Consider the following 17698-nt stretch of genomic DNA (forward strand, 5'->3'; position numbering starts at 1 on the left):
TGATCGCAGAAAGGCAAAAAATCCCGAGCGGCGCCTCGTCGCGGGGAAGAGGCCTCCGCCGTCTCGGGCTCACCACCAGCCGCGATACCAGCCATAGCCCCGGGGGCCGCCCATATAAGGATAGCCGGACATAGAGCGCCGGTCGGCCGAACGGTCGAGATCGAGCTGGAGCAGGCATTTGGCGAAAGCGTCGCTGGCCGGGCGGAAGCCATAGGAGCGGCAGCGCGTTTCGTCCGCGGATCTCTGCTCGAGCTTGGAGGTGGTGTTGCAGCCGCCGGCCAGCAGGCCTGCCGCCAGAACGAAGACGAGTCTCGCGCGCGACATGGTCGGTTCTCTCCGAGAGCGCCGATCGAAGCGGCGCCGTGTCTATGATAGACGAGGTCGAGACAAGAGAAAGAACCAATTTTCCACGATGTTGTTGCCCGAGGCGCCCGATTACGATTATCGTTCTGGTGATGACGCCGGCGAAGCTCGGCCGGCCGGTCGGATCGAGAGGATGCTTTGCTGCGAACGGCGAAAGATGGAAGAGGGCCGGTGACGCGCGAGCGCGCGGACGGGCCGGCGTCGCGCGAGGCGCCGCGTCGAGGAGGCGACGACCCGATGGCAGCGACCGAGAAAAAACCGACGACGATCAAGAAATACGCCAACCGGCGTCTCTACGACACCGGGACGAGCACTTATGTGACGCTCGAGGATCTTGCCGCAATGGTCAAGCGCGGCGAGGATTTCACCGTCTGCGACGCCAAGACCGGCGAGGACATCACGCGGCCCGTCCTCACCCAGATCATCTTCGAGCAGGAGGGCAAGGACGGGCAGAGCCTGCTGCCGATCGCCTTCCTGCGCCAGCTGATCCGCTTCTACGGCGATTCGATGCAGATGCTGGTGCCGAGCTATCTCGAGTTCAGCATCGACCGTCTGACCCGCGACCAGCAGAAGTTCCGCGATCAGGTCTCCCAGGCGCTCGAAGGCGCCCCCTTCGGCGAGCCGACGCGTCAGGCCTTTCAATCGATGGAGGAGCAGGCGCGCAAGAACATGGCTGTGTTCCGCCAGGCGTTGGCCATGTTCAATCCCTTCGGCGTGCCGGGCGAATCGCCGGCCGTTCCGGCCGAGCCCGCAGCCTCGGACGCCGCGCCGCGCGCCGATCTCGACGACATGAAGCGCCAGCTCGAGGAATTGAACAAGCGGATCGATCTGCTGTCGGGCAAGAGCGCCGGCTGAGCCGGCCGGCTGCCGAATCGAATGAAGTGACGGGTCGCGAGGTGCGAGCAGGGCGATCGGGTGAAGGATAAAATCCCATCACCCTCGTCCTGAGACCTGGAGAAGCGAGTCTTCAGGCTCGCTCGTCCTCACGCGCTCGCTGCGGCCGCTTGCGGGGGAGCGAAGGCCGCCGGCGCCGTTTCGGCCACGCCGAAATAGGAGCCCTGGAAATAGTCGACGCCCCATTCGCGCAGCAGCGCGGCCGTCGCTTCGTCCTCGACCCATTCGGCGACGATCTCCAGCCCGAGATGGCGTGCGAGATCGGTCAGCGTGCGCACGAAGAAGCGGTCGTCGGCCGATTTCGAGATGTTGCGCACGAAGGCGCCGTCGATCTTCACGAGATCGAAGTCGAGCTGCCGCAGATTGCGGAACGAGGTGTGGCCGGCGCCGAAATCATCCATCGCCAGCTTGATGCCGAGCGATTTGCAGGCGGCGATCAGCCGGCGCGTCGTGTCGAAATCCTCGATCATCGTGCTTTCGGTCATCTCGATGGTGAGGCGCTTGGCGACTCCCGGATAGACATTGGTGGCGCTCGCCAGCCACGCCGGCCATTCGGGATCGTTGAGCGTCGCGATCGAGGCGTTGACCGAGACGCGCAGATCGGGCTCCTCGGCGAGCCGCGCCAGGGCGAGCTCGAGCACGCGCTGGTCGAGCAGGCGGACGAGGCCCGATTTCTCGGCGACCGGCAGAATATCGCCCGGACAGACGATCGAGCCGTCGGCGAGGCGCACGCGCAGCAGCGCTTCATAGAAGGCGATGGCGCCGGTCTTCGCCGAGACGATCGGCTGAAAGGCGAGCTCCACCCGCCGCTCGTTGAGCGCGGAGACGACGCTGTCGGCGACATGCAGCGCATGCAGACGGCCGATGTCGCGATCGAGCGAGGAGGCGTAGGCGACGAAGCGCGCGCCATTGCGCTGGCGGGCGGCGTCGAGCGCCTCCTCGGCGTGCTGGAACAGAATTTCCGGCGTGCGGCCGTCGCGCGGCGCGACCACGGCGCCCATCCGCGCCGTCGCGGGAATGGCGCCGACCTGGGTCTCGAAGGGAGCCTGGCTGATCACCTCGATGAGGCGCATGCCGGTGGCCTTCGCCTGCTCGGCCTCGCAATTGTCGAGCAGCACGGCGAATTTATTGCCGGCGTAGCGGGACACGAGATCATTGACGCGCAGATTGGCGCGCAGCCGCGCGGCGAGGCGGACGATGATCTCGTCGCCCGCGTCATAGCCGTAGGTGCGATTGAGCGCGAACAGATTTTCGATGGCCACCAGCAGCACGGCGAAAGGCTTGCGCGCCTTCTCCGGCTGGCCGAGCAGGCGCTGGGCGTGATCGGCGAGCTGCACGCGGGTCACGGTGCCGGTCAGCGCGTCGATCTGCGCGCGCCGTTTCATTTCGCCCTCGAGCTCCTTGCGCTCGGTGATGACGCGCACGAGGCCATGGACGCGATGCGGGCGGCCGTCGCGGCCGGCGAACCAGCGCCCGCAATCCTCGACCCAGATCAAGGGACCGCCGCCGGTCTCTCGCGCCGGCGCGAGAGAATAGACGGCGCGGAAGGGCGCGCCTTCGCCTTCGTCCGTCGCGGTCGAGTTCATCACGGCCTCGTAGCGCGAGGCGGCGCTCTCGGCGCCGAGCCGTTCGCCATAGGCGCGGCCCGTGGAAAGCTCGCCGCGGGCGACGGCGCCGAGCGTCTCGGCGAGATTGTCGCCCCACAACAGGCGATCGGTGGCTATGTCCCAATCATAGAGGACGGCGCCGATCGAAGGCAGCACGATCGCAGGGTCGGGGCCGAACGGGGCGGGGGCGCCGCCGTTCGAGACGGGAGAAGGGGCTTTCTCTTCGAGCCCTGCGGAAGCGGCCTTGTCGGCGAGGTGTCGCAACTGCATCGTCTGTCCCGGGCATGCGTTCAACCGCATCTTTGATCATGGCGCCCGAAAGTAAACGCGCGGTTGCGGCGAACGCAGCTCAGGCCCCGCTTTCTTCTGTCGGCGGCGCCCAGCCGGGCGCGGCGAGCTCGAAAGCGGAGAATTCGAAGCCCGGCGCGACGGTGCAGCCGACCAGGGTCCAGCCGCCGAGGCTCGCGGCGCTCTGCCAGGCGCCGGCGGGCACGATGATTTGCGGACGTTGGCCCGCCGGGAGGTCCGGCCCGAGCACGCCGCGCGTCGCGGCCCCGGCCATGGCGATGTCGAGCGCGAGCGGAGCGCCGGCGTAATAGTGCCAGATCTCGGCCGCGTCGACGCGATGCCAGGCCGAGACTTCGCCGGCGCCGAGCAGGAAATAGATGGCGGTGGAGGCGGCGCGGCGGCCCTCGACCGCGCGCGCGTCGCGGAAGGTCTCGCGATAGAAGCCGCCCTCAGGATGGGGAGACAGATCCAGCAGACGCACGATCTCGGCGGCCGTGAGACCCGATAGGGGATTGGTCATCGGAAGACGTTCTTTCGCTCGCGGAGCGCTGCGAAGACGCGCTCGGGCGGCGCTTGCTCCATTCCGGTCGCCCGTCGCAGCCCGGGATCGTCGGCGCGCAGGAACGGATTGGTCGCGAGTTCCTGCGCGATGGTCGTCGGCAGCGTCGCCGCCCCGGCGCGCCGCAACGTCTCCACCTCTCGCACGCGCTCGGCGAGCCGCGGATTTGCGGGATCGACGGTCAGCGCGAAACGGGCGTTGGCTTCTGTATATTCATGGCCGCAATAGACGCGTGTTCGCGGCGGCAGAGCGGCGATCTTCGCGAGCGAGGCGTGCATCACCTGCATCGGCGTCTCGAACACGCGGCCGCAGCCGAGAGAGAACAGCACGTCGCCCACGAACAGAATATCGTCGTCCGCGAAATGATAGAGGATATGCCCGGTGGTGTGGCCGGGCGCCTCGATGACGCGCGCCCGCGCCGCGCCCACAGTCACCACATCGCCCTCGCCGACGGGCAGATCGACCCCGCCGATGCGGCCGAGATCCTTGCGCGGGCCGACGACGCGCGCGTTCGGATAGCGCGCCTTCAGCCCGGCGACGCCCTGGATATGGTCGGCATGGTGATGGGTGAGCAGAATATCGGTGAGCGTCCAGCCGAGGCGGTCGAGCTCGGCGGCGATCGCCGCGGCGTCCGGCGCGTCGATGGAGGCGACGGCGCACGTCGCCGCATCGCGCAGCAGGAGCCCGAAATTATCCGTGAGGCAGGTGAACTGGCGGATTTCCACGCCCATGCGGAGTCCCCTGGTCGATCATGAGCGCGGCGCGTCTTGCGCCGCTGCGCCGATCTTGCCAAATATCAGATATGGCCCTCGACGTCGTCGATTTACGGAATTTTTACGCCTCGCCTCTCGGCCAGGTGGCGCGGCGGCTGGTCGGCCGCGTGCTGCGCGCGCAATGGGAGGACCATGCGGCGCTGCGCGTGCTCGGCGTCGGCTACGCCACGCCCTATCTCGTCGATTTCCAGGCGCGGGCGCAGCGTGTGCTGGCCTTCATGCCGGCCGCGCAGGGGGTGGTGCATTGGCCGCCGGGCGCCCGTTCCGCCTCGGCGCTGGTCGAAGCCTCGATGATGCCGCTGCCCGATTCCAGCATCGACCGCATTCTGGTCGTCCATGCGCTCGAGGTCGGCGAGAATCCGCGCGACATTCTGGAGGAGATCTGGCGTGTCCTGGCGCCGGGCGGGCGCGTCGTCATCATCGTGCCGAGCCGTTCCGGCCTCTGGGCGCGCGTCGACACGACGCCTTTCGGCCATGGCCATCCCTATTCGCGCGGACAATTGCAGGCGCTGCTGCAGGAGACGTTGTTTCTGCCGGTGTTCTGGGGCGAGGCGCTCTATGTGCCGCCCTTCGGCCGCGCCTCGCTGCTGCGCTCGGCGCCGGCCTTCGAGCGCATCGCCGGGCGCTTCTCGCTGCCGGGGGCGGGCGTGCATGTGGTGGAGGCGACCAAGCAGCTCTACAGGCCGGCGAGCCAGCGTCGCGCCGTCCGCCGGGCGCTGCAGCCGATCGAGGTGCTGGCGCCGGCGGCCGGAGTCGGCGCCGGGTGAAGCCGGCCCGGTTTCCGATCTTATTGGATCGGAAACCGGGCCGGCTTTTTTTGGAGCGAATTCTGATCGATCGAACGATTTCGTTCGATCGGAAAGCGCTCTAGCGCGGCGCCGCGCCCTTGCCGAAATCGACGGGCAGGCCGAAGCTTCGCGCCAGGAACAGCCCTCCGTGCAGCAGACCGCCATTGTCGATGCCATGGCCGAGCCCGGGCGATAAATGCCATTGCGTCGGGATTTCGGCCTTGCCCAGAGCATTGGCCGAGAGAAACAGCGCGTCGGCAGGGATGAGCTCGTCCTCCTCGCCATGGACGAGCAGGATCGGCGGCGGCTTGGTCCCGAATTGCGGACCGATGTCCGGCGGCTCGCTGCCCGTCACCAGCACGCCGGAATAGCCGAGGATGGCCGCCGGCGGCGTGGCGAGGCGCAGCCCGACATGCAGCGCCAGCATGGTCCCCTGGCTGAAGCCGACCAGCGCCAAACGGCTCGCGTCGAGCTCGTGGCGGGCCAGCTCCTGCGTCAGAAATTCGGTGAGCAGCGGCCGCGTCGCCACGACGCCGCGCCAGCGCTCGCCGGGGTCGCGCATGGTGAGCGGAAACCATTGCCGGCCGGCGGGCGACAGAGCGCAGCGCTCCGGCGCATGCGGCGAGACGAAGGCCGCCTGGGGCAGGAAGGAGCGCCATTGCCGGCCGATCTCGATGAGGTCGTTGCCGTCGGCGCCATAGCCGTGCAGGAACACGACGAGCTGCTCGGCCTTGCCGGACCGGGGCTGAATGCGGGGGCCGTCGAGTTGCGTCATCTGCGGGTCTCGCTTCGCTTAACGGACGGCGGCGCGGCCATCGCTCGCCCGAGATAGAGCAAGACCCGCGCCGTTTGCAAGCGGCGGGGGCGTCTCAGCAGGGCTCCGAATTCGGGTTAACGGCGGTTAACGGATGGGCTCAGGCGTGATTCCCTATCGGCGGAGTGATTCTGGAGCCGCCGTGATGAGCCTCGCCTTCGCAGTTTTCAAAGAGAAGTCGCGTCTGAAAGCGCTTCTCGACCATTTCTCGATCATTGACGACCCGCGCGAGCCCTGGCGCGTCGCGCATCCGCTTCGCGAGGTGCTGCTGCTCGTCGTCTGCGCCTCCATGGCCGATTGCGATCACTTCGACGCTATTGCATCTTGGGGCAAGGCCAACATCGGCTTCCTGCGCCGCTATTTGCCTTATGAGCACGGCGTGCCGGGCGGACGCTGGCTCACCCTGCTCATGAACCGCGTCGATCCGGCGCTGTTCTCGGCGGCCTTCACTGGCTGGGTGCGCGAGACCTGGCCGGAGCGACCCGAGCTCATCGCCATCGACGGGAAGACCTCGCGTCGCAGCCATGATCGCGCCGAGGACAAAGCCCCGCTGCATCTCGTTTCCGCCTTCGCCACCACGAGCCGCCTCGTGCTCGGCCAGGAGGCGGTCGAGGGCAAGAGCAATGAACTATCGGCCATTCCCGTCCTGCTCGATCGCCTTTCCGAAGGCGGCTCGCTGAAAGGCGCGCTCGTCTCCATCGACGCCATCGCCACCAACGCCAGGATCGCCCAGGCGATCGTGGACAAGGGCGCCGATTATCTGCTGGCGGTCAAAGCCAATCAGCCGACCCTGCGCGCCGAGATCGAGAGCGCTTTTTCCGCCGCGACGCGGATCGACACATGCGTCGATTTCGACAAGGGCCATGGCCGCATCGAGCAGCGCAGCGTGAGCGTCATCACCGAGATCGACTGGCTGAACGGCGAGCGCCGCTTTCCGGGCGAGCTGCGCCTGCCGAACGCCGCGACGATCATTCGCGTCAAATCGCAGGCCGAACTTGCCGACCGCGGCCGCTTCGAGACGCGCTATTACATCTCCTCGGCCCTTCTCCCAGCGAAGCGGGCGGGCGAGGCCGTGCGCGGCCATTGGGGCATAGAGAACCAGCTGCATTGGGTGCTCGACGTCGTCTTCGCCGAAGACCAATCCCGCTTGCGCAAGGGCCATGGCGCGAGAAACATGGCCGTCGTCAGGCATTTCGCCATCAATATGATCCGCACCGCCCCCGAGCCCGAGAACAAGCCCATGAAACCGCAGCGCAAGGCCACAAAGCCCACACGCACCAGCATCAAGCTCCGCAGAAAAATCGCCAGCTGGCGCGAGGATTATCTCGCCATCGCCTTGGAAGCCTCAGCCCGTTAACCCGGATTCAGAGCCCTGGGCGTCTCAGCCACCGTTCAGCGCCGCGGCGACGCCGGCGACGATCAGCGCGATGGCCAGCCATTCGCGCGGCTCGGCGCGCTGCGCGAACAGGCGCCGCGAGGCGGCCTCGGCGAACAGCACCTCGACGAGCGCCAGAGTGCGCACGCGCGGCGCGGTCTCGAGCGTGAAAGCGAGGAACCAGAACAGTGAGGCGGCGGCGCCGATGAAGCCCGCCGACAGAGAAGCGCGCCATTGCGCCGCTATGGCCGCGAGGCCGGCGCGATCGAAGAGCTGCAGATAGGCGAGGATCAGCGCCGTCTGCAGGCAGAGGGCGAGCGCCAGCGCGCTCGCCGCGGCGACGGCGTAGGATGCGGAGCCGAGCGCCATCAGGCCGTCGTGATAGAGCAGGGCGGAGACGCCGAAAGTAGCGGCCGAGGCGAGGCCGAAGGCGACGGGCCGGAACGAGGCGCGCCGCGCCGCCGCGCCCGGCAGCGACAGCGCCAGCACGCCGCAGGTGGCCGCCGTCACCGCGAGCGCCAGCGTCGGCGTGACCGCCTCGCCGAGGAAGACGAGGCCGAAGACGACGATCTGCATCGCCTCGGTCTTGGTGAGCGCCGTGACGATGACGAAGGAGCGCTCGCGCATGGAGACGAGCATCAGCGCCGTCGCGCCGATCTGCGCCAGCGACGCCGCGGCGACGAGCGCGAACGCCCGCGCGTTCGGCCAGACGGGCGGCGTCTGCTCATAGGCGCAGGCGGCGGCGAGCAGGAGGATCGCGAAAGGACAGCCGAACAGAAAGCGCACGAAGGTCGCGCCGGCGGCGCCGAGCTCGTCGGTCAGCTCGCGCTGCAGCGCGTTGCGCAAGGTCTGCCCGCCCGCCGCGGCGACGGTGAAGGCGGCCCAGAGCCAGACGGGAGAGGTCGTGGTCATAGCGGCGATCCGTTGTCCCGTCTCTATCGTCGCACGCGGCGCAAAAGGCCAGAGGAAAGCACGAGTACGTACGTGCTCTCGGCGGTTGTGGATGCGTGATCGCCGCACGGATCGGGTCTATGCTGCCACAATCCGCGAAATGCGCGGGGGACCGCCGACGCCTGTTTCCGAGAGGACCTCACCAATGACCGGCGAGCGCTATCACAAGACCCGCATCGGCCAGCATGCATTGAAGCCCGAGACGCTGATGCTCGGCTATGGCTATGACCCCGCCCTTTCGGAAGGCTCGGTGAAGCCTCCCATATTCCTCACCTCGACATTCGTATTCCGTTCGGCCGAGGAGGGCCGCGACTTTTTCGATCAAATGGCCGGACGCGCCGTCGCCGGCGATGCGCATCCGGGCCTCGTCTATTCGCGCTTCAACCATCCCAATCTCGAAATTCTCGAGGATCGGCTCGCCGTCTATGAGAAGGCCGAGCAGGGGCTCGCCTTCTCCTCCGGCATGTCGGCGATCGTCACGACCATTCTCGCGCATGTGCGGCCGGGCGAGGTGATTCTGCACAGCCGCCCGCTCTATGGCGGCACCGAGGTGCTGATCGGCCGCACGCTCGCGCCTTTCGGCATTCGCAGCGTCGGCTTCACCGATGGCCTCGACGGCGCGGCGGTGCGGCGCGCGGCCGAGCAGGCGATGGCGCAGGGTCTCGTCGCGATGATCTTCGTCGAGACGCCCTCCAATCCGATGAACAGCCTCGTCGACATAGCGATGATGCGCGCCATCGCCGACGAGATGTCGGCGCGCCAGGGCCGTCGGCTGCTGCTGTGCTGCGACAACACGCTGCTCGGCCCGGTGTTCCAGTCGCCGCTCGCGCTCGGCGCCGATCTCTCGCTCTATTCGCTGACCAAATATGTCGGGGGCCACAGCGATCTCATCGGCGGCGCCGTGCTCGGCGGCGCGAGCGAGCTGAAGCCGATCCGCGTGATGCGCAGCGCCATCGGCACGCAGCTCGATCCGCATTCCTGCTGGATGCTGATTCGATCGCTCGAAACCTTGTCGTTGCGCATGCGCCGGTCCGCGAGCAGCGCGGCGATCGTCGCCTCCTATCTCGCCGAGCATCGAAATGTCGCGCGCGTGCATTATCCGCCGTTGCTGCCGCCGGATCATCCCGCGCGCGCGTTGATGGCGCGCCAGTCCGGCGCCGCCGGCTCGACCTTCTCCTTCGAGGTCGTCGGCGGCGAAGCGGAGGCCTTCGCTTTCTTGAACCGTCTGCAGCTGTTCAAGCTCGCAGTCAGCTTAGGGGGCACAGAATCCCTGATCTGCCACCCGACGACGACGGTGCATTCCGGCCTCACCGAAGAGGCGCGGCGCGAGATCGGCATCACGCCTTCGCTGATCCGCATGTCGATCGGCATCGAGGATCCAGACGATCTCATCGCCGATATCGCGCAGGCCTTCGGGTGAGATCACGCGCTTTTGCGCTGGCGCCGCTCCACCGCGGCGCGGCGCCAGCGCGCGACCGCGCGACGGCGCAGAAGACGTTCGGCGAATTCCGTACAGCGGCGGCGCAGACACTCATCGGGACAGGTGTCCTCGTAATGCTCGCGCAGCGTCCGCAGCGCGAGCTCGGTCAATAGGCGCTCGTCGGCGCAATCGCGCATCGGGCTCTCGCGCGCGGCGTCCTCGAGCAATGCGTCGATCTTCTGTTTCTCTGCGGCGATGTCGCACATGCGACCGCTCCTCGTGATTTGCGCGTCGGCGCGAGCGGAGCGCTCCGCTCGCCATGACGGCTGCTTTGGCTTGCGAGCATCGATAATTCACCGCTTCGGGGCAATAAGGCGGCGCGCAGTTTGGAAGATTTTGCAGACTCGTCATTGCGAGCGCAGCGAAGCAATCCAGACTCGTGCAGCGGCTCTGGATTGCTTCGTCGCTTCGCTCCTCGCAATGACGGAGCCTGTCCGGCGATGTCGGCGCTTCCTTGGAATAATTGCAGTTCGTCATTGCGAGCGTAGCGAAGCAATCTAGAGCCGCGGGGCGGCTCCTTTCCTGCTTCACACAGCGCTTCCTGGAAATCTTGCAGCTTGCGAAAGCTTGATCGCGATCGATCGCTGCGCGACAGTTCATGCAAGACAGCAGCGAAGCCCGGGAGCTCGCGATGTTCATCGTCATCGATCGATCAAGGCTCGGCTATCAGCAATTCCATTGCCTCGACGTCATCGTCGAAGCGACATCGGAGGCCGCGATATGAGCGATGCGCTGCAGCGGGTTTCGTCCAGCGTTCTCGAGAAGCTCACGCAACCACCGCGCATCTCGCGCGGCGAGCCGGGCGTCAGGCGACGCATTTGGGAGATCATCGGCGCCTCGCACTGCTCGATCATCGGCACCTGCATGACCATCGCCGAATTGCGCAAGATCGCGCGGCGCACGCGCTTTCTCGCCGATGAGCAGCGCTATAACGACTATCACATCCACGGACTTTTCGTGGAAGCGATGAGCGAGGACTGCGCCGTCTCGCGCGCCGTGCAGAAGCACCTCGACACGAAATATGAAGGCGCGATCCGCAAGGCGAAGAGTCTCGACGGCGACGAGGCGTTTCTCGCTTATTGGGAAAGCGCGGTCGACAATGGCTTCGTGCCGGGCGCCTATTGGGCTCTGATCGGCCATCCGCGTCTTCCCATCGGCGTCGACACGCGCATTTTCGGCGACATTCACATGATGTCGCATCTGTGTGGCGCGACGCATCGCGGCGAGGCGCGCGAGATCGCCGAGCTTCGTCGCGAGAAGGCGGAGATCGCGCGGCGCTTCGTCGCGCTCGTCGCCGAGCGCAATGATGAGATCGCGCGCCAGCGCGGCGAGATCGCGCGGCTCTCCGCCGCTGTGCGCGAGCTCACGCCGCTAGAGGAGGAGTGCGAGCGTCTGCGGCGGGAGGCGAGACGCGATTCTCGCGCCGAGCTCGACGCGGCGCTGCGCGAGAACGCCGTTCTGCGCGAAGATCGCGCGCGTCTGGAGCAGCGTCTGGAGCGGCTCTCGGCGAGGCGCTCGCGCATCGACGCGCCGCCGCCGGCGCCTCTGCCGCCGTCGCCGCCATTGGAGATTTCGATCGCCGCGGCGTCGGAGGAGCCGATGGATCTGTGCGGGCGCTGCCTGCTCTATGTGGGCGGCCGTCCGCGCACGGTGGGGCGGTTGCAGCAGATCGTCGAGCAGCACAATGGCTCGCTCATTCATCACGACGGCGGCATGGAGGACAGCCGCGCCATGCTCAGCGAGCTGGTGCGGCGCGCCGATGCGGTGTTCTTCCCCGTCGACTGCGTCAGCCATCGCGCCGTCGACGCGGTGAAGAGCCTCTGCGAGAGCCGGGGGATTCCCTACTGTCCGCTGCGCAGCGCCAGCGCCTCGGCGTTCGAGCGGGCGATCACCGAGCTCGGCCGCGCCGAGGTCGCCGCTTCGTCCTGAGATCCGCGTCTCGACGCGCGATTCCTTCTCCTACTCGTGGGAGAAGGCAGCCCGGCGAAGCCGGGTCGGATGAGGGTCCATCCGCCCCGGTGCAGCGATGATGAATCCCGATCCCTCCGCCCTCATCCGACCCTCGCTGACGCGAGGGCCACCTTCTCCCGCGAGCGGGAGAAGGGAGCGCCCTTTCCTGCCAGATTACTCGTTCGCGGCGGCGGCCTCGGCCTTTTCCTTCGCCTCGAGGTCCTCGCCGGTCTGCTGGTCGACGACGCGCATCGAGAGGCGCACCTTGCCGCGATCGTCGAAGCCGAGCAGCTTCACCTTCACCTTGTCGCCTTCCTTCACCACGTCGGTGGTCTTGTTCACGCGCTGCTTGGCGAGCTGCGAGATGTGGACGAGGCCGTCCTTGGCGCCGAAGAAATTGACGAAGGCGCCGAAATCGGCGGTCTTCACCACGGTTCCCTCATAGATCTGGCCGACCTCCGGATCGGAGGCGATCGACTTGATCCAATTGATCGCCGCCTTGATCGAATTGGCGTCGGAGGAGGCGACCTTCACCGTGCCGTCGTCCTCGATATTCACCTTGGCGCCGGTCTTCTCGACGATCTCGCGAATGACCTTGCCGCCAGTGCCGATCACTTCTCTGATCTTGTCGGTGGCGATCTTCAGCGTCTCGATGCGCGGGGCAAACTCGCCGAGCTCGGCGCGCGAGGTGGTGAGCGCCTTGGCCATCTCGCCGAGGATATGCAGGCGGCCGTCGCGCGCCTGCGCCAGCGCGACGCGCATGATCTCCTCGGTGATGCCGGCGATCTTGATGTCCATCTGCAGCGAGGTGACGCCCTCGGAAGTGCCGGCCACCTTGAAGTCCATGTCGCCGAGATGATCCTCGTCGCCGAGAATGTCCGACAGCACGGCGAAGCGTTCGCCCTCGAGGATGAGGCCCATGGCGATGCCGGCGGTCGGCTTCTTCAGGGGCACGCCGGCGTCCATCAGCGCCAGCGACGAGCCGCAGACGGTCGCCATCGAAGAGGAGCCGTTGGATTCGGTGATCTCCGAGACGACGCGGATCGTATAGGGGAACTCGGCGGCGGCCGGCAGCATCGGACGGATGGCGCGCCAGGCGAGCTTGCCATGGCCGATCTCGCGGCGGCCGGGCGAGCCCATGCGGCCGGTCTCGCCGACCGAATAGGGGGGGAAGTTGTAGTGGAGCAGGAAGCGCTCCTTATAGGTTCCCTCGAGCGAATCGACGAATTGCTCGTCCTCGCCGGTGCCGAGCGTCGCCACCACCAGCGCCTGCGTCTCGCCGCGCGTGAACAGCGCTGAGCCATGGGCGCGCGGCAGCACGCCGACCTCGGCGACGATCGGGCGCACCGTCTTCACGTCGCGACCGTCGATGCGGACGCCGTCGTCGAGAATATTCCAGCGCACCACCTTGGCCTGAAGATCGTGGAAGGCCTCGGCGACATGCTCCTTGGAGAATTTCGCCTCGCCGCCTTCCGGCAGCAGCGCCGCGAAGACCTTCGCCTTCACCGCGTCGACGGCGGCGTAGCGCTCCTGCTTCACGGTGAGCTTATAGGCCGTGCGCAGCTCGGCCTCGGCGATGGCCGCGACGGCCGCAGTCACCTCGGACTTGTCGGCCACATTGAGATCGCGCGGATCCTTGGCTGCGCGCTCGGCAAGGCGGATGATCGCGTCGATCACCGGCTGGAAGCCGCGATGGCCGGTCATCACCGCCCCGAGCATCACATCCTCGGAGAGCTCCTGCGCCTCCGATTCGACCATCAGCACCGCATCCGAGGTGCCGGCGACGACGAGGTCGAGCACGGAAAGCTTCATCTCCTCGATCGTCGGATTGAGCTTCAGCTGGCCGTTGATATAGCCGACGCGCGCCGCGCCGACCGGGCCCATGAAGGGAATCCCCGAGAGCGTCAGCGCCGCAGAGGCCGCGACCATGGCGAGAATGTCCGGGTCATTCTCGAGGTCGTGGCTGAGCACGGTGAGGATGACCTGCGTGTCGTTGCGATAGCCATCGGGGAAGAGCGGGCGAATCGGCCGATCGATGAGGCGGGAGACCAGGGTCTCGCGCTCGCTCGGGCGTCCCTCGCGCTTGAAATAGCCGCCCGGAATGCGGCCGGCGGCGAAGGCCTTCTCCTGATAATTGACGGTCAGCGGAAAGAAGTCCTGGCCGGGCTTGGGCGCTTTGGCGGAGACGACGGTGGCGAGCACCGTGGTCTCGCCCCAGCTGGCGAAGACGGCGCCGTCGGCCTGACGCGCGATCTTGCCGGTCTCCAGCACCAGCTTGCGGCCGGCCCAGTCGAGCTCTTCGCGATGGATCTGAAACATGTGTCTTTCGTCTTTCTCTCATGACGCGCAGGGCGCGCGTTATCGTGACGGCGAGGCGTCATGGGCAAGACGGCGGGACGCTGCAGGGCGGGGGTTTTTCAAAGACGCGAAGCCGCGGACGCTTCGAAAAAATCCTCGCCGCAGCGTCCGGCGATCCTGCCATGACGATCTGCCGAGGTCGGCGCGACGGCCCCATGCCGTCCGCCGCAATGCGCCGGACTGTCTCCGACGCCGGGAGGCCGCCGAATCGACCGGCCTCCGAACTATTCATAAACGAAATCGCAGCACGCCGCGATCTCGCAATTCTCATGGCCCGCGATGGGCGCGCGGATGTCAGCGGCGGATGCCGAGACGCTCGATGATGCTCTTGTAGCGGGGCTCGTCCCGCTTCTTCACGTAATCGAGCAGCTGGCGACGCTGCGACACGAGCTTCAGAAGACCGCGGCGCGAATGATTGTCCTTCACATGGGTCTTGAAATGCTCGGTCAGATTGACGATGCGCTCGGTGAGAATCGCCACCTGCACCTCGGGCGAGCCCGTGTCGTCGGTCTTCGTCGCATATTCCTTGATGAGCGCCTGCTTGCGCTCGGCCGTGATCGACATCGGAGGGTCCTTTTCTCGTGAGCTTCTTGTGTTCGATCCGCGCTTCGCGGCCGAGCCGGGATGTCGTCCAGCAGGGTCGTCTCCAGCGGAGCCGCCCGGAAAACCGGGGGTGCGAGGCGCTTATAGCAGAAACGTGCGGGAAGGATAGAGAGGGCCGCGGCGGCCTCTATCCCTCATCCCGAGGAGCCGCCGCAGGCGGCGTCTCGAAGGACGCCGCCGGTCGAAATCACAGGTTTTTCCTCATTGCCTCCTTCGCGATGTCCGCTTCGCGGGCTCCTCGGGACAAGGGGATGAGGCCATAGTCCTTACCTGATTCTCTGAGGCGGCCTGTCGCCGACAATTCGCGTCGCGCTCGCGCGCCGCCGTCGACATCCTGACGTCATCGGTGGCGGTGTGTCACAAAAAGTATAGTATTAAAAACTAAGTATCGAAATTTATAGCGTGCAGTCGCTGCATATTTCTGAAATGTGATTGAGAAATTCTAGCATATTGCTGAAATAAATCAAAATATGTCCAAGCAGTGGCGGTGTGGCTCTGGGGGACGCGCGAATGCAAAAACATGTCTCGGGGAGGGGGTGAATGTCGTTTGATCGGATCATCGAGCTCGCGGCTGGCTCAGGCGGCATTCTCTATGTGATGCCGTTGATGTTGCTGCTCGCGCTCACGGTCAGCTTCGAGCGGAGCTGGTGTCTGGGGGGATTGGTGCGGCGTTGCCGCGCGGTCATGGCGCGCCTCTCTGCGCTCGATCACATCGACCGGGCGGCGATCGGCGCGGAAATCGAACGGCTGCGCGAAGGGCCGATCGCGCGAATTCTGCGTGCGGCCAGGGAGGCGCCGAACCTGCGGGATCGGACGTTGCTGCAGGCCCGCATCGAAGAGGCGATCCTTCAGGAGGTCCCCGCCATCGACCGCTCGCTATGGCTTCTCGACACGATCGTGACCTTGGCGCCACTGCTCGGCCTGCTCGGCACCATCATCGGCATGTTCAATTCGTTCCAAGTTCTAGGCAAGCCCGGCTCCTCCCCGACCGACATCACCGCCGGCGTCGCGGAGGCTCTGGTCGCGACCGCGGCCGGACTGTTCATCGCCATTGTCGGCGTCTTTTTCTTCAACGGCTTGCAGACCCGCGTGCGGCTCCATGTGCATCAGCTCGAGACGCTGAAAATGGTGCTGGTGAACCGGATGGCGATCGTCGACGACAGCGCCGCCCGCGAGGCGTCGCCGTTTCGGCCGATCGCCGCCGCGGAGGAGTGAGATGCGCTATTTCGAAACCCGCAAGGCGCGCATAGAGATCGTGCCGATGATCGACATCATGTTCTTTCTGCTGGTCTTCTTCGTGATGATCACCTTGCGCATGATCCCCGCGACCGGCGTGGCGAGCCAATTGCCGCAGAGCGGCACGGCCGAGCAGATGCCGCCGCCGAGCGTCATCGTGACCTTGTTGCAGGATGGCGACGTGATGGTCGAGGACCTGCCGATCTCGCTCGAGGATCTGACCCGGCGGCTCGCCGTCGGCGAGGCCGCCAAAAAGACCGTGACCATCGCCGGCGCGGCCTCGGCCTCGATCCAGCAATTGATGAGCGTGATCGACGCCTGCCGAAGGGCCGGGGTCAAGCAGATCGGCCTCGCCGCGGCCAAGGCCCGACGCTGAGCGCCGGCCGTGACGATCCCGATCTCATCAGCGCGAATGTCCGCGTTCGTCGCGCAATGGCGCGGCACATTCGGCGCGGCGGCGATGGCGCTGCTCGCTGAAGCCGCGCTTCTGGTCGCAGCCGCGCTCTGGTTGACCAGCCATCCGTCCGCATCGGCGATCGATCAGAGCTTCGGTCCGATTCAACTCGACCTCACCAGGCTGCCGACGCCCGAGCCGCCCCCGCAGGAGCCCGACCCGCCCGCGGGCGGGTCGGCTTCCGAGCCGACGCCGGACGCCTCGTCGCCGGAGTCCGCGCCGCCGGGCGAGGAGCCGACCGTCCCCCTCTCCGATCGTCCCTCCAGGGAGACGCCCAGCCAGCCGGTCGCGCCGCGTCGATATGTGCGCGATCTCCCGCCGGCGCCGCTGCCGGATTTGTCGCGGCTTCCGCGCCGGCAGGCCGCCGTCGGGCCCAGCCGACGGGCGCCGCCGAACGCAAATGGCGACGCCACGCAACTGACCGAATTCATCGAGCGATTGAACGACGCGCTGCGATCGGCCTCGATCTATCCCAAGGAGGCGCGTGGCGTGAGGCTGACCGGACGGGTTCTCGTCCGCGTGCATTATCGCGACGGCAAGGTCTGGGACGCCGCGATCACCCGCTCGAGCGGCTTCGCGGTTCTCGACAAGGCCGTTCTGGAAGGGGTGGTCCGCGCGGTCTGGCCGCCTCCGCCGCCTGGTTTCGAAGGCCGCGAGCTGATCGTGCCCATCAACGGCTCGTTCTGGTGAGTTTATTTGGCGTCGGATCCCGGCGCGAAACCGCCGGAAAGCGGGGCCGCCGAGTTCATCGGTGGCCGGGAGGCTCAAAACGGCAGCGCCGCGAGGTCGGGCTCGACCCATCCTCGCCGCGCGGCGACGCTGAATAGCGTGTCTCGACGCCAATAGGACAGGAGCCAATCGGGATGGCCGAGTGGAGAGTCCATCAGCGATCGAAGCACCGCATGAAGCGGCGCGGCAGGCGCATGATCGCGCAAATGGCCGTCGGCGGCGCGCATGGAAGCGAGAGTGATGGTATGATGGTATCCGCCGGCGTCGGTGTTGGCTGTGCTCGTCGCGTCATTGTAACTCGTGATGAGATTTCTGATTTCATCTGGCGTCGTCAGAGCGGGCCGATTGCGCAGCAGCCACAGCGCCGCTGCGAAATGTCCGGCATGGGTCCACTCGGCTTTCGGCAGGCTTCGATCGATCACGCGCAAAGCCAGCCGCTCGATCGAAGCATCATCGGATAGAGCCATTTGTCGATC

General features: G+C 66.6%; 18 protein-coding genes. 8 read left to right on the top strand and 10 right to left on the bottom strand.

Translation table 11 applies throughout. From position 1 onward, the window contains the following. Positions 1-69: 69 nt before the first annotated feature. Positions 70-324 (bottom strand): hypothetical protein, encoded by a 255-nt coding sequence (locus CQW49_RS21060; protein WP_003614398.1) that lies wholly within the window; start codon positions 322-324, stop codon positions 70-72. Positions 325-600: 276 nt separating this feature from the next. Between CQW49_RS21060 and phaR the strand changes: the two genes are divergently transcribed. Next, positions 601-1218, top strand: coding sequence for a polyhydroxyalkanoate synthesis repressor PhaR (phaR, locus tag CQW49_RS21065; RefSeq protein WP_003614397.1), 618 nt, complete (start codon positions 601-603; stop codon positions 1216-1218). A gap of 128 nt (positions 1219-1346) precedes the next feature. Here phaR and CQW49_RS21070 read toward each other — a convergent pair whose 3' ends face one another. The 3 genes from CQW49_RS21070 to gloB form a co-directional block, all read right to left on the bottom strand. Further along, complete coding sequence (locus CQW49_RS21070; RefSeq protein WP_003614395.1) at positions 1347-3134, bottom strand: putative bifunctional diguanylate cyclase/phosphodiesterase; 1788 nt, start codon at positions 3132-3134, stop codon at positions 1347-1349. A 79-nt stretch (positions 3135-3213) separates the two neighbouring features. Next, positions 3214-3672: a cupin domain-containing protein gene (locus CQW49_RS21075; RefSeq protein WP_003614394.1), complete on the bottom strand. Its 459-nt coding sequence runs from the start codon at positions 3670-3672 to the stop codon at positions 3214-3216. Continuing rightward, positions 3669-4442: a hydroxyacylglutathione hydrolase gene (gloB, locus tag CQW49_RS21080; RefSeq protein ID WP_003614392.1), complete on the bottom strand. Its 774-nt coding sequence runs from the start codon at positions 4440-4442 to the stop codon at positions 3669-3671. The genes CQW49_RS21075 and gloB overlap by 4 nt, the downstream gene beginning before the upstream one ends. Before the next feature lie 71 nt (positions 4443-4513). Here gloB and CQW49_RS21085 point away from each other — a divergent pair, with 71 nt between their 5' ends. Continuing rightward, on the top strand, positions 4514-5251 hold the full coding sequence (locus CQW49_RS21085) for a class I SAM-dependent methyltransferase (protein WP_003614390.1): 738 nt from the start codon (positions 4514-4516) through the stop codon (positions 5249-5251). Between the two features lie 100 nt (positions 5252-5351). Here CQW49_RS21085 and CQW49_RS21090 read toward each other — a convergent pair whose 3' ends face one another. Next, a complete protein-coding gene (locus tag CQW49_RS21090) occupies positions 5352-6047 on the bottom strand; it encodes an alpha/beta hydrolase (protein ID WP_003614389.1) in 696 nt (231 codons plus the stop codon). Positions 6048-6231: 184 nt separating this feature from the next. Here CQW49_RS21090 and CQW49_RS21095 point away from each other — a divergent pair, with 184 nt between their 5' ends. Next, positions 6232-7443: an ISAs1 family transposase gene (locus CQW49_RS21095; protein WP_024749405.1), complete on the top strand. Its 1212-nt coding sequence runs from the start codon at positions 6232-6234 to the stop codon at positions 7441-7443. 24 nt (positions 7444-7467) lie between these two features. Here CQW49_RS21095 and CQW49_RS21100 read toward each other — a convergent pair whose 3' ends face one another. After that, positions 7468-8373 carry an EamA family transporter gene (locus CQW49_RS21100; RefSeq protein WP_003614802.1) on the bottom strand — a complete coding sequence of 302 codons (906 nt, stop codon included), beginning with the start codon at positions 8371-8373 and terminating at the stop codon, positions 7468-7470. 184 nt (positions 8374-8557) lie between these two features. Between CQW49_RS21100 and CQW49_RS21105 the strand changes: the two genes are divergently transcribed. Beyond that, on the top strand, positions 8558-9832 hold the full coding sequence (locus CQW49_RS21105) for a cystathionine gamma-synthase family protein (RefSeq protein ID WP_003614801.1): 1275 nt from the start codon (positions 8558-8560) through the stop codon (positions 9830-9832). Between the two features lie 2 nt (positions 9833-9834). Here CQW49_RS21105 and CQW49_RS21110 read toward each other — a convergent pair whose 3' ends face one another. After that, positions 9835-10098, bottom strand: coding sequence for a hypothetical protein (locus tag CQW49_RS21110; RefSeq protein ID WP_003614799.1), 264 nt, complete (start codon positions 10096-10098; stop codon positions 9835-9837). A gap of 514 nt (positions 10099-10612) precedes the next feature. Here CQW49_RS21110 and CQW49_RS21115 point away from each other — a divergent pair. Continuing rightward, a complete protein-coding gene (locus CQW49_RS21115) occupies positions 10613-11821 on the top strand; it encodes a DUF2325 domain-containing protein (RefSeq protein WP_003614795.1) in 1209 nt (402 codons plus the stop codon). A 195-nt stretch (positions 11822-12016) separates the two neighbouring features. Here CQW49_RS21115 and pnp read toward each other — a convergent pair whose 3' ends face one another. Next, positions 12017-14161, bottom strand: coding sequence for a polyribonucleotide nucleotidyltransferase (pnp, locus tag CQW49_RS21120; RefSeq protein WP_003614793.1), 2145 nt, complete (start codon positions 14159-14161; stop codon positions 12017-12019). A 333-nt stretch (positions 14162-14494) separates the two neighbouring features. Further along, entirely contained in the window at positions 14495-14764 is a 270-nt protein-coding gene (rpsO, locus tag CQW49_RS21125; RefSeq protein WP_003614785.1) for a 30S ribosomal protein S15, read from the bottom strand. 579 nt (positions 14765-15343) lie between these two features. On the opposite strand from rpsO, the gene CQW49_RS21130 reads away from it, so the two are divergent. From CQW49_RS21130 to CQW49_RS21140, 3 genes are read left to right on the top strand one after another with little or no spacing between them, the layout of a single operon-like run. After that, a complete protein-coding gene (locus tag CQW49_RS21130) occupies positions 15344-16018 on the top strand; it encodes a MotA/TolQ/ExbB proton channel family protein (protein WP_003614783.1) in 675 nt (224 codons plus the stop codon). Between the two features lies 1 nt (position 16019). Continuing rightward, entirely contained in the window at positions 16020-16415 is a 396-nt protein-coding gene (locus tag CQW49_RS21135; protein WP_003614781.1) for an ExbD/TolR family protein, read from the top strand. A gap of 36 nt (positions 16416-16451) precedes the next feature. Beyond that, the gene (locus tag CQW49_RS21140) at positions 16452-17183 is read left to right on the top strand and encodes an energy transducer TonB (RefSeq protein ID WP_003614779.1); all 732 of its coding nucleotides are present in this window, start codon (positions 16452-16454) and stop codon (positions 17181-17183) included. Between the two features lie 74 nt (positions 17184-17257). Here CQW49_RS21140 and CQW49_RS21145 read toward each other — a convergent pair whose 3' ends face one another. Next, positions 17258-17689, bottom strand: a complete 432-nt coding sequence (locus CQW49_RS21145; RefSeq protein WP_003614777.1) for a hypothetical protein — start codon at positions 17687-17689, stop codon at positions 17258-17260. Positions 17690-17698 lie beyond the last annotated feature (9 nt).

It is taken from the genome of Methylosinus trichosporium OB3b (genome assembly GCF_002752655.1).
Lineage (GTDB): Bacteria > Pseudomonadota > Alphaproteobacteria > Rhizobiales > Beijerinckiaceae > Methylosinus > Methylosinus trichosporium.

Excerpts from the sequence above, each read along its gene's own strand:
- CQW49_RS21070 (WP_003614395.1), bottom strand. The coding sequence starts at position 3,134 with ATGCAGTTGCGACACCTCGCCGACAAGGCCGCTTCCGCAGGGCTCGAA.
- CQW49_RS21115 (WP_003614795.1), top strand. The coding sequence starts at position 10,613 with ATGAGCGATGCGCTGCAGCGGGTTTCGTCCAGCGTTCTCGAGAAGCTC.
- CQW49_RS21100 (WP_003614802.1), bottom strand. The coding sequence starts at position 8,373 with ATGACCACGACCTCTCCCGTCTGGCTCTGGGCCGCCTTCACCGTCGCC.
- rpsO (WP_003614785.1), bottom strand. The coding sequence starts at position 14,764 with ATGTCGATCACGGCCGAGCGCAAGCAGGCGCTCATCAAGGAATATGCG.
- CQW49_RS21075 (WP_003614394.1), bottom strand. The coding sequence starts at position 3,672 with ATGACCAATCCCCTATCGGGTCTCACGGCCGCCGAGATCGTGCGTCTG.
- CQW49_RS21110 (WP_003614799.1), bottom strand. The coding sequence starts at position 10,098 with ATGTGCGACATCGCCGCAGAGAAACAGAAGATCGACGCATTGCTCGAG.
- gloB (WP_003614392.1), bottom strand. The coding sequence starts at position 4,442 with ATGGGCGTGGAAATCCGCCAGTTCACCTGCCTCACGGATAATTTCGGG.
- CQW49_RS21105 (WP_003614801.1), top strand. The coding sequence starts at position 8,558 with ATGACCGGCGAGCGCTATCACAAGACCCGCATCGGCCAGCATGCATTG.
- pnp (WP_003614793.1), bottom strand. The coding sequence starts at position 14,161 with ATGTTTCAGATCCATCGCGAAGAGCTCGACTGGGCCGGCCGCAAGCTG.
- CQW49_RS21095 (WP_024749405.1), top strand. The coding sequence starts at position 6,232 with ATGAGCCTCGCCTTCGCAGTTTTCAAAGAGAAGTCGCGTCTGAAAGCG.
- CQW49_RS21090 (WP_003614389.1), bottom strand. The coding sequence starts at position 6,047 with ATGACGCAACTCGACGGCCCCCGCATTCAGCCCCGGTCCGGCAAGGCC.
- CQW49_RS21135 (WP_003614781.1), top strand. The coding sequence starts at position 16,020 with ATGCGCTATTTCGAAACCCGCAAGGCGCGCATAGAGATCGTGCCGATG.
- CQW49_RS21140 (WP_003614779.1), top strand. The coding sequence starts at position 16,452 with ATGTCCGCGTTCGTCGCGCAATGGCGCGGCACATTCGGCGCGGCGGCG.
- phaR (WP_003614397.1), top strand. The coding sequence starts at position 601 with ATGGCAGCGACCGAGAAAAAACCGACGACGATCAAGAAATACGCCAAC.
- CQW49_RS21145 (WP_003614777.1), bottom strand. The coding sequence starts at position 17,689 with ATGGCTCTATCCGATGATGCTTCGATCGAGCGGCTGGCTTTGCGCGTG.
- CQW49_RS21060 (WP_003614398.1), bottom strand. The coding sequence starts at position 324 with ATGTCGCGCGCGAGACTCGTCTTCGTTCTGGCGGCAGGCCTGCTGGCC.
- CQW49_RS21085 (WP_003614390.1), top strand. The coding sequence starts at position 4,514 with ATGGCCCTCGACGTCGTCGATTTACGGAATTTTTACGCCTCGCCTCTC.
- CQW49_RS21130 (WP_003614783.1), top strand. The coding sequence starts at position 15,344 with ATGTCGTTTGATCGGATCATCGAGCTCGCGGCTGGCTCAGGCGGCATT.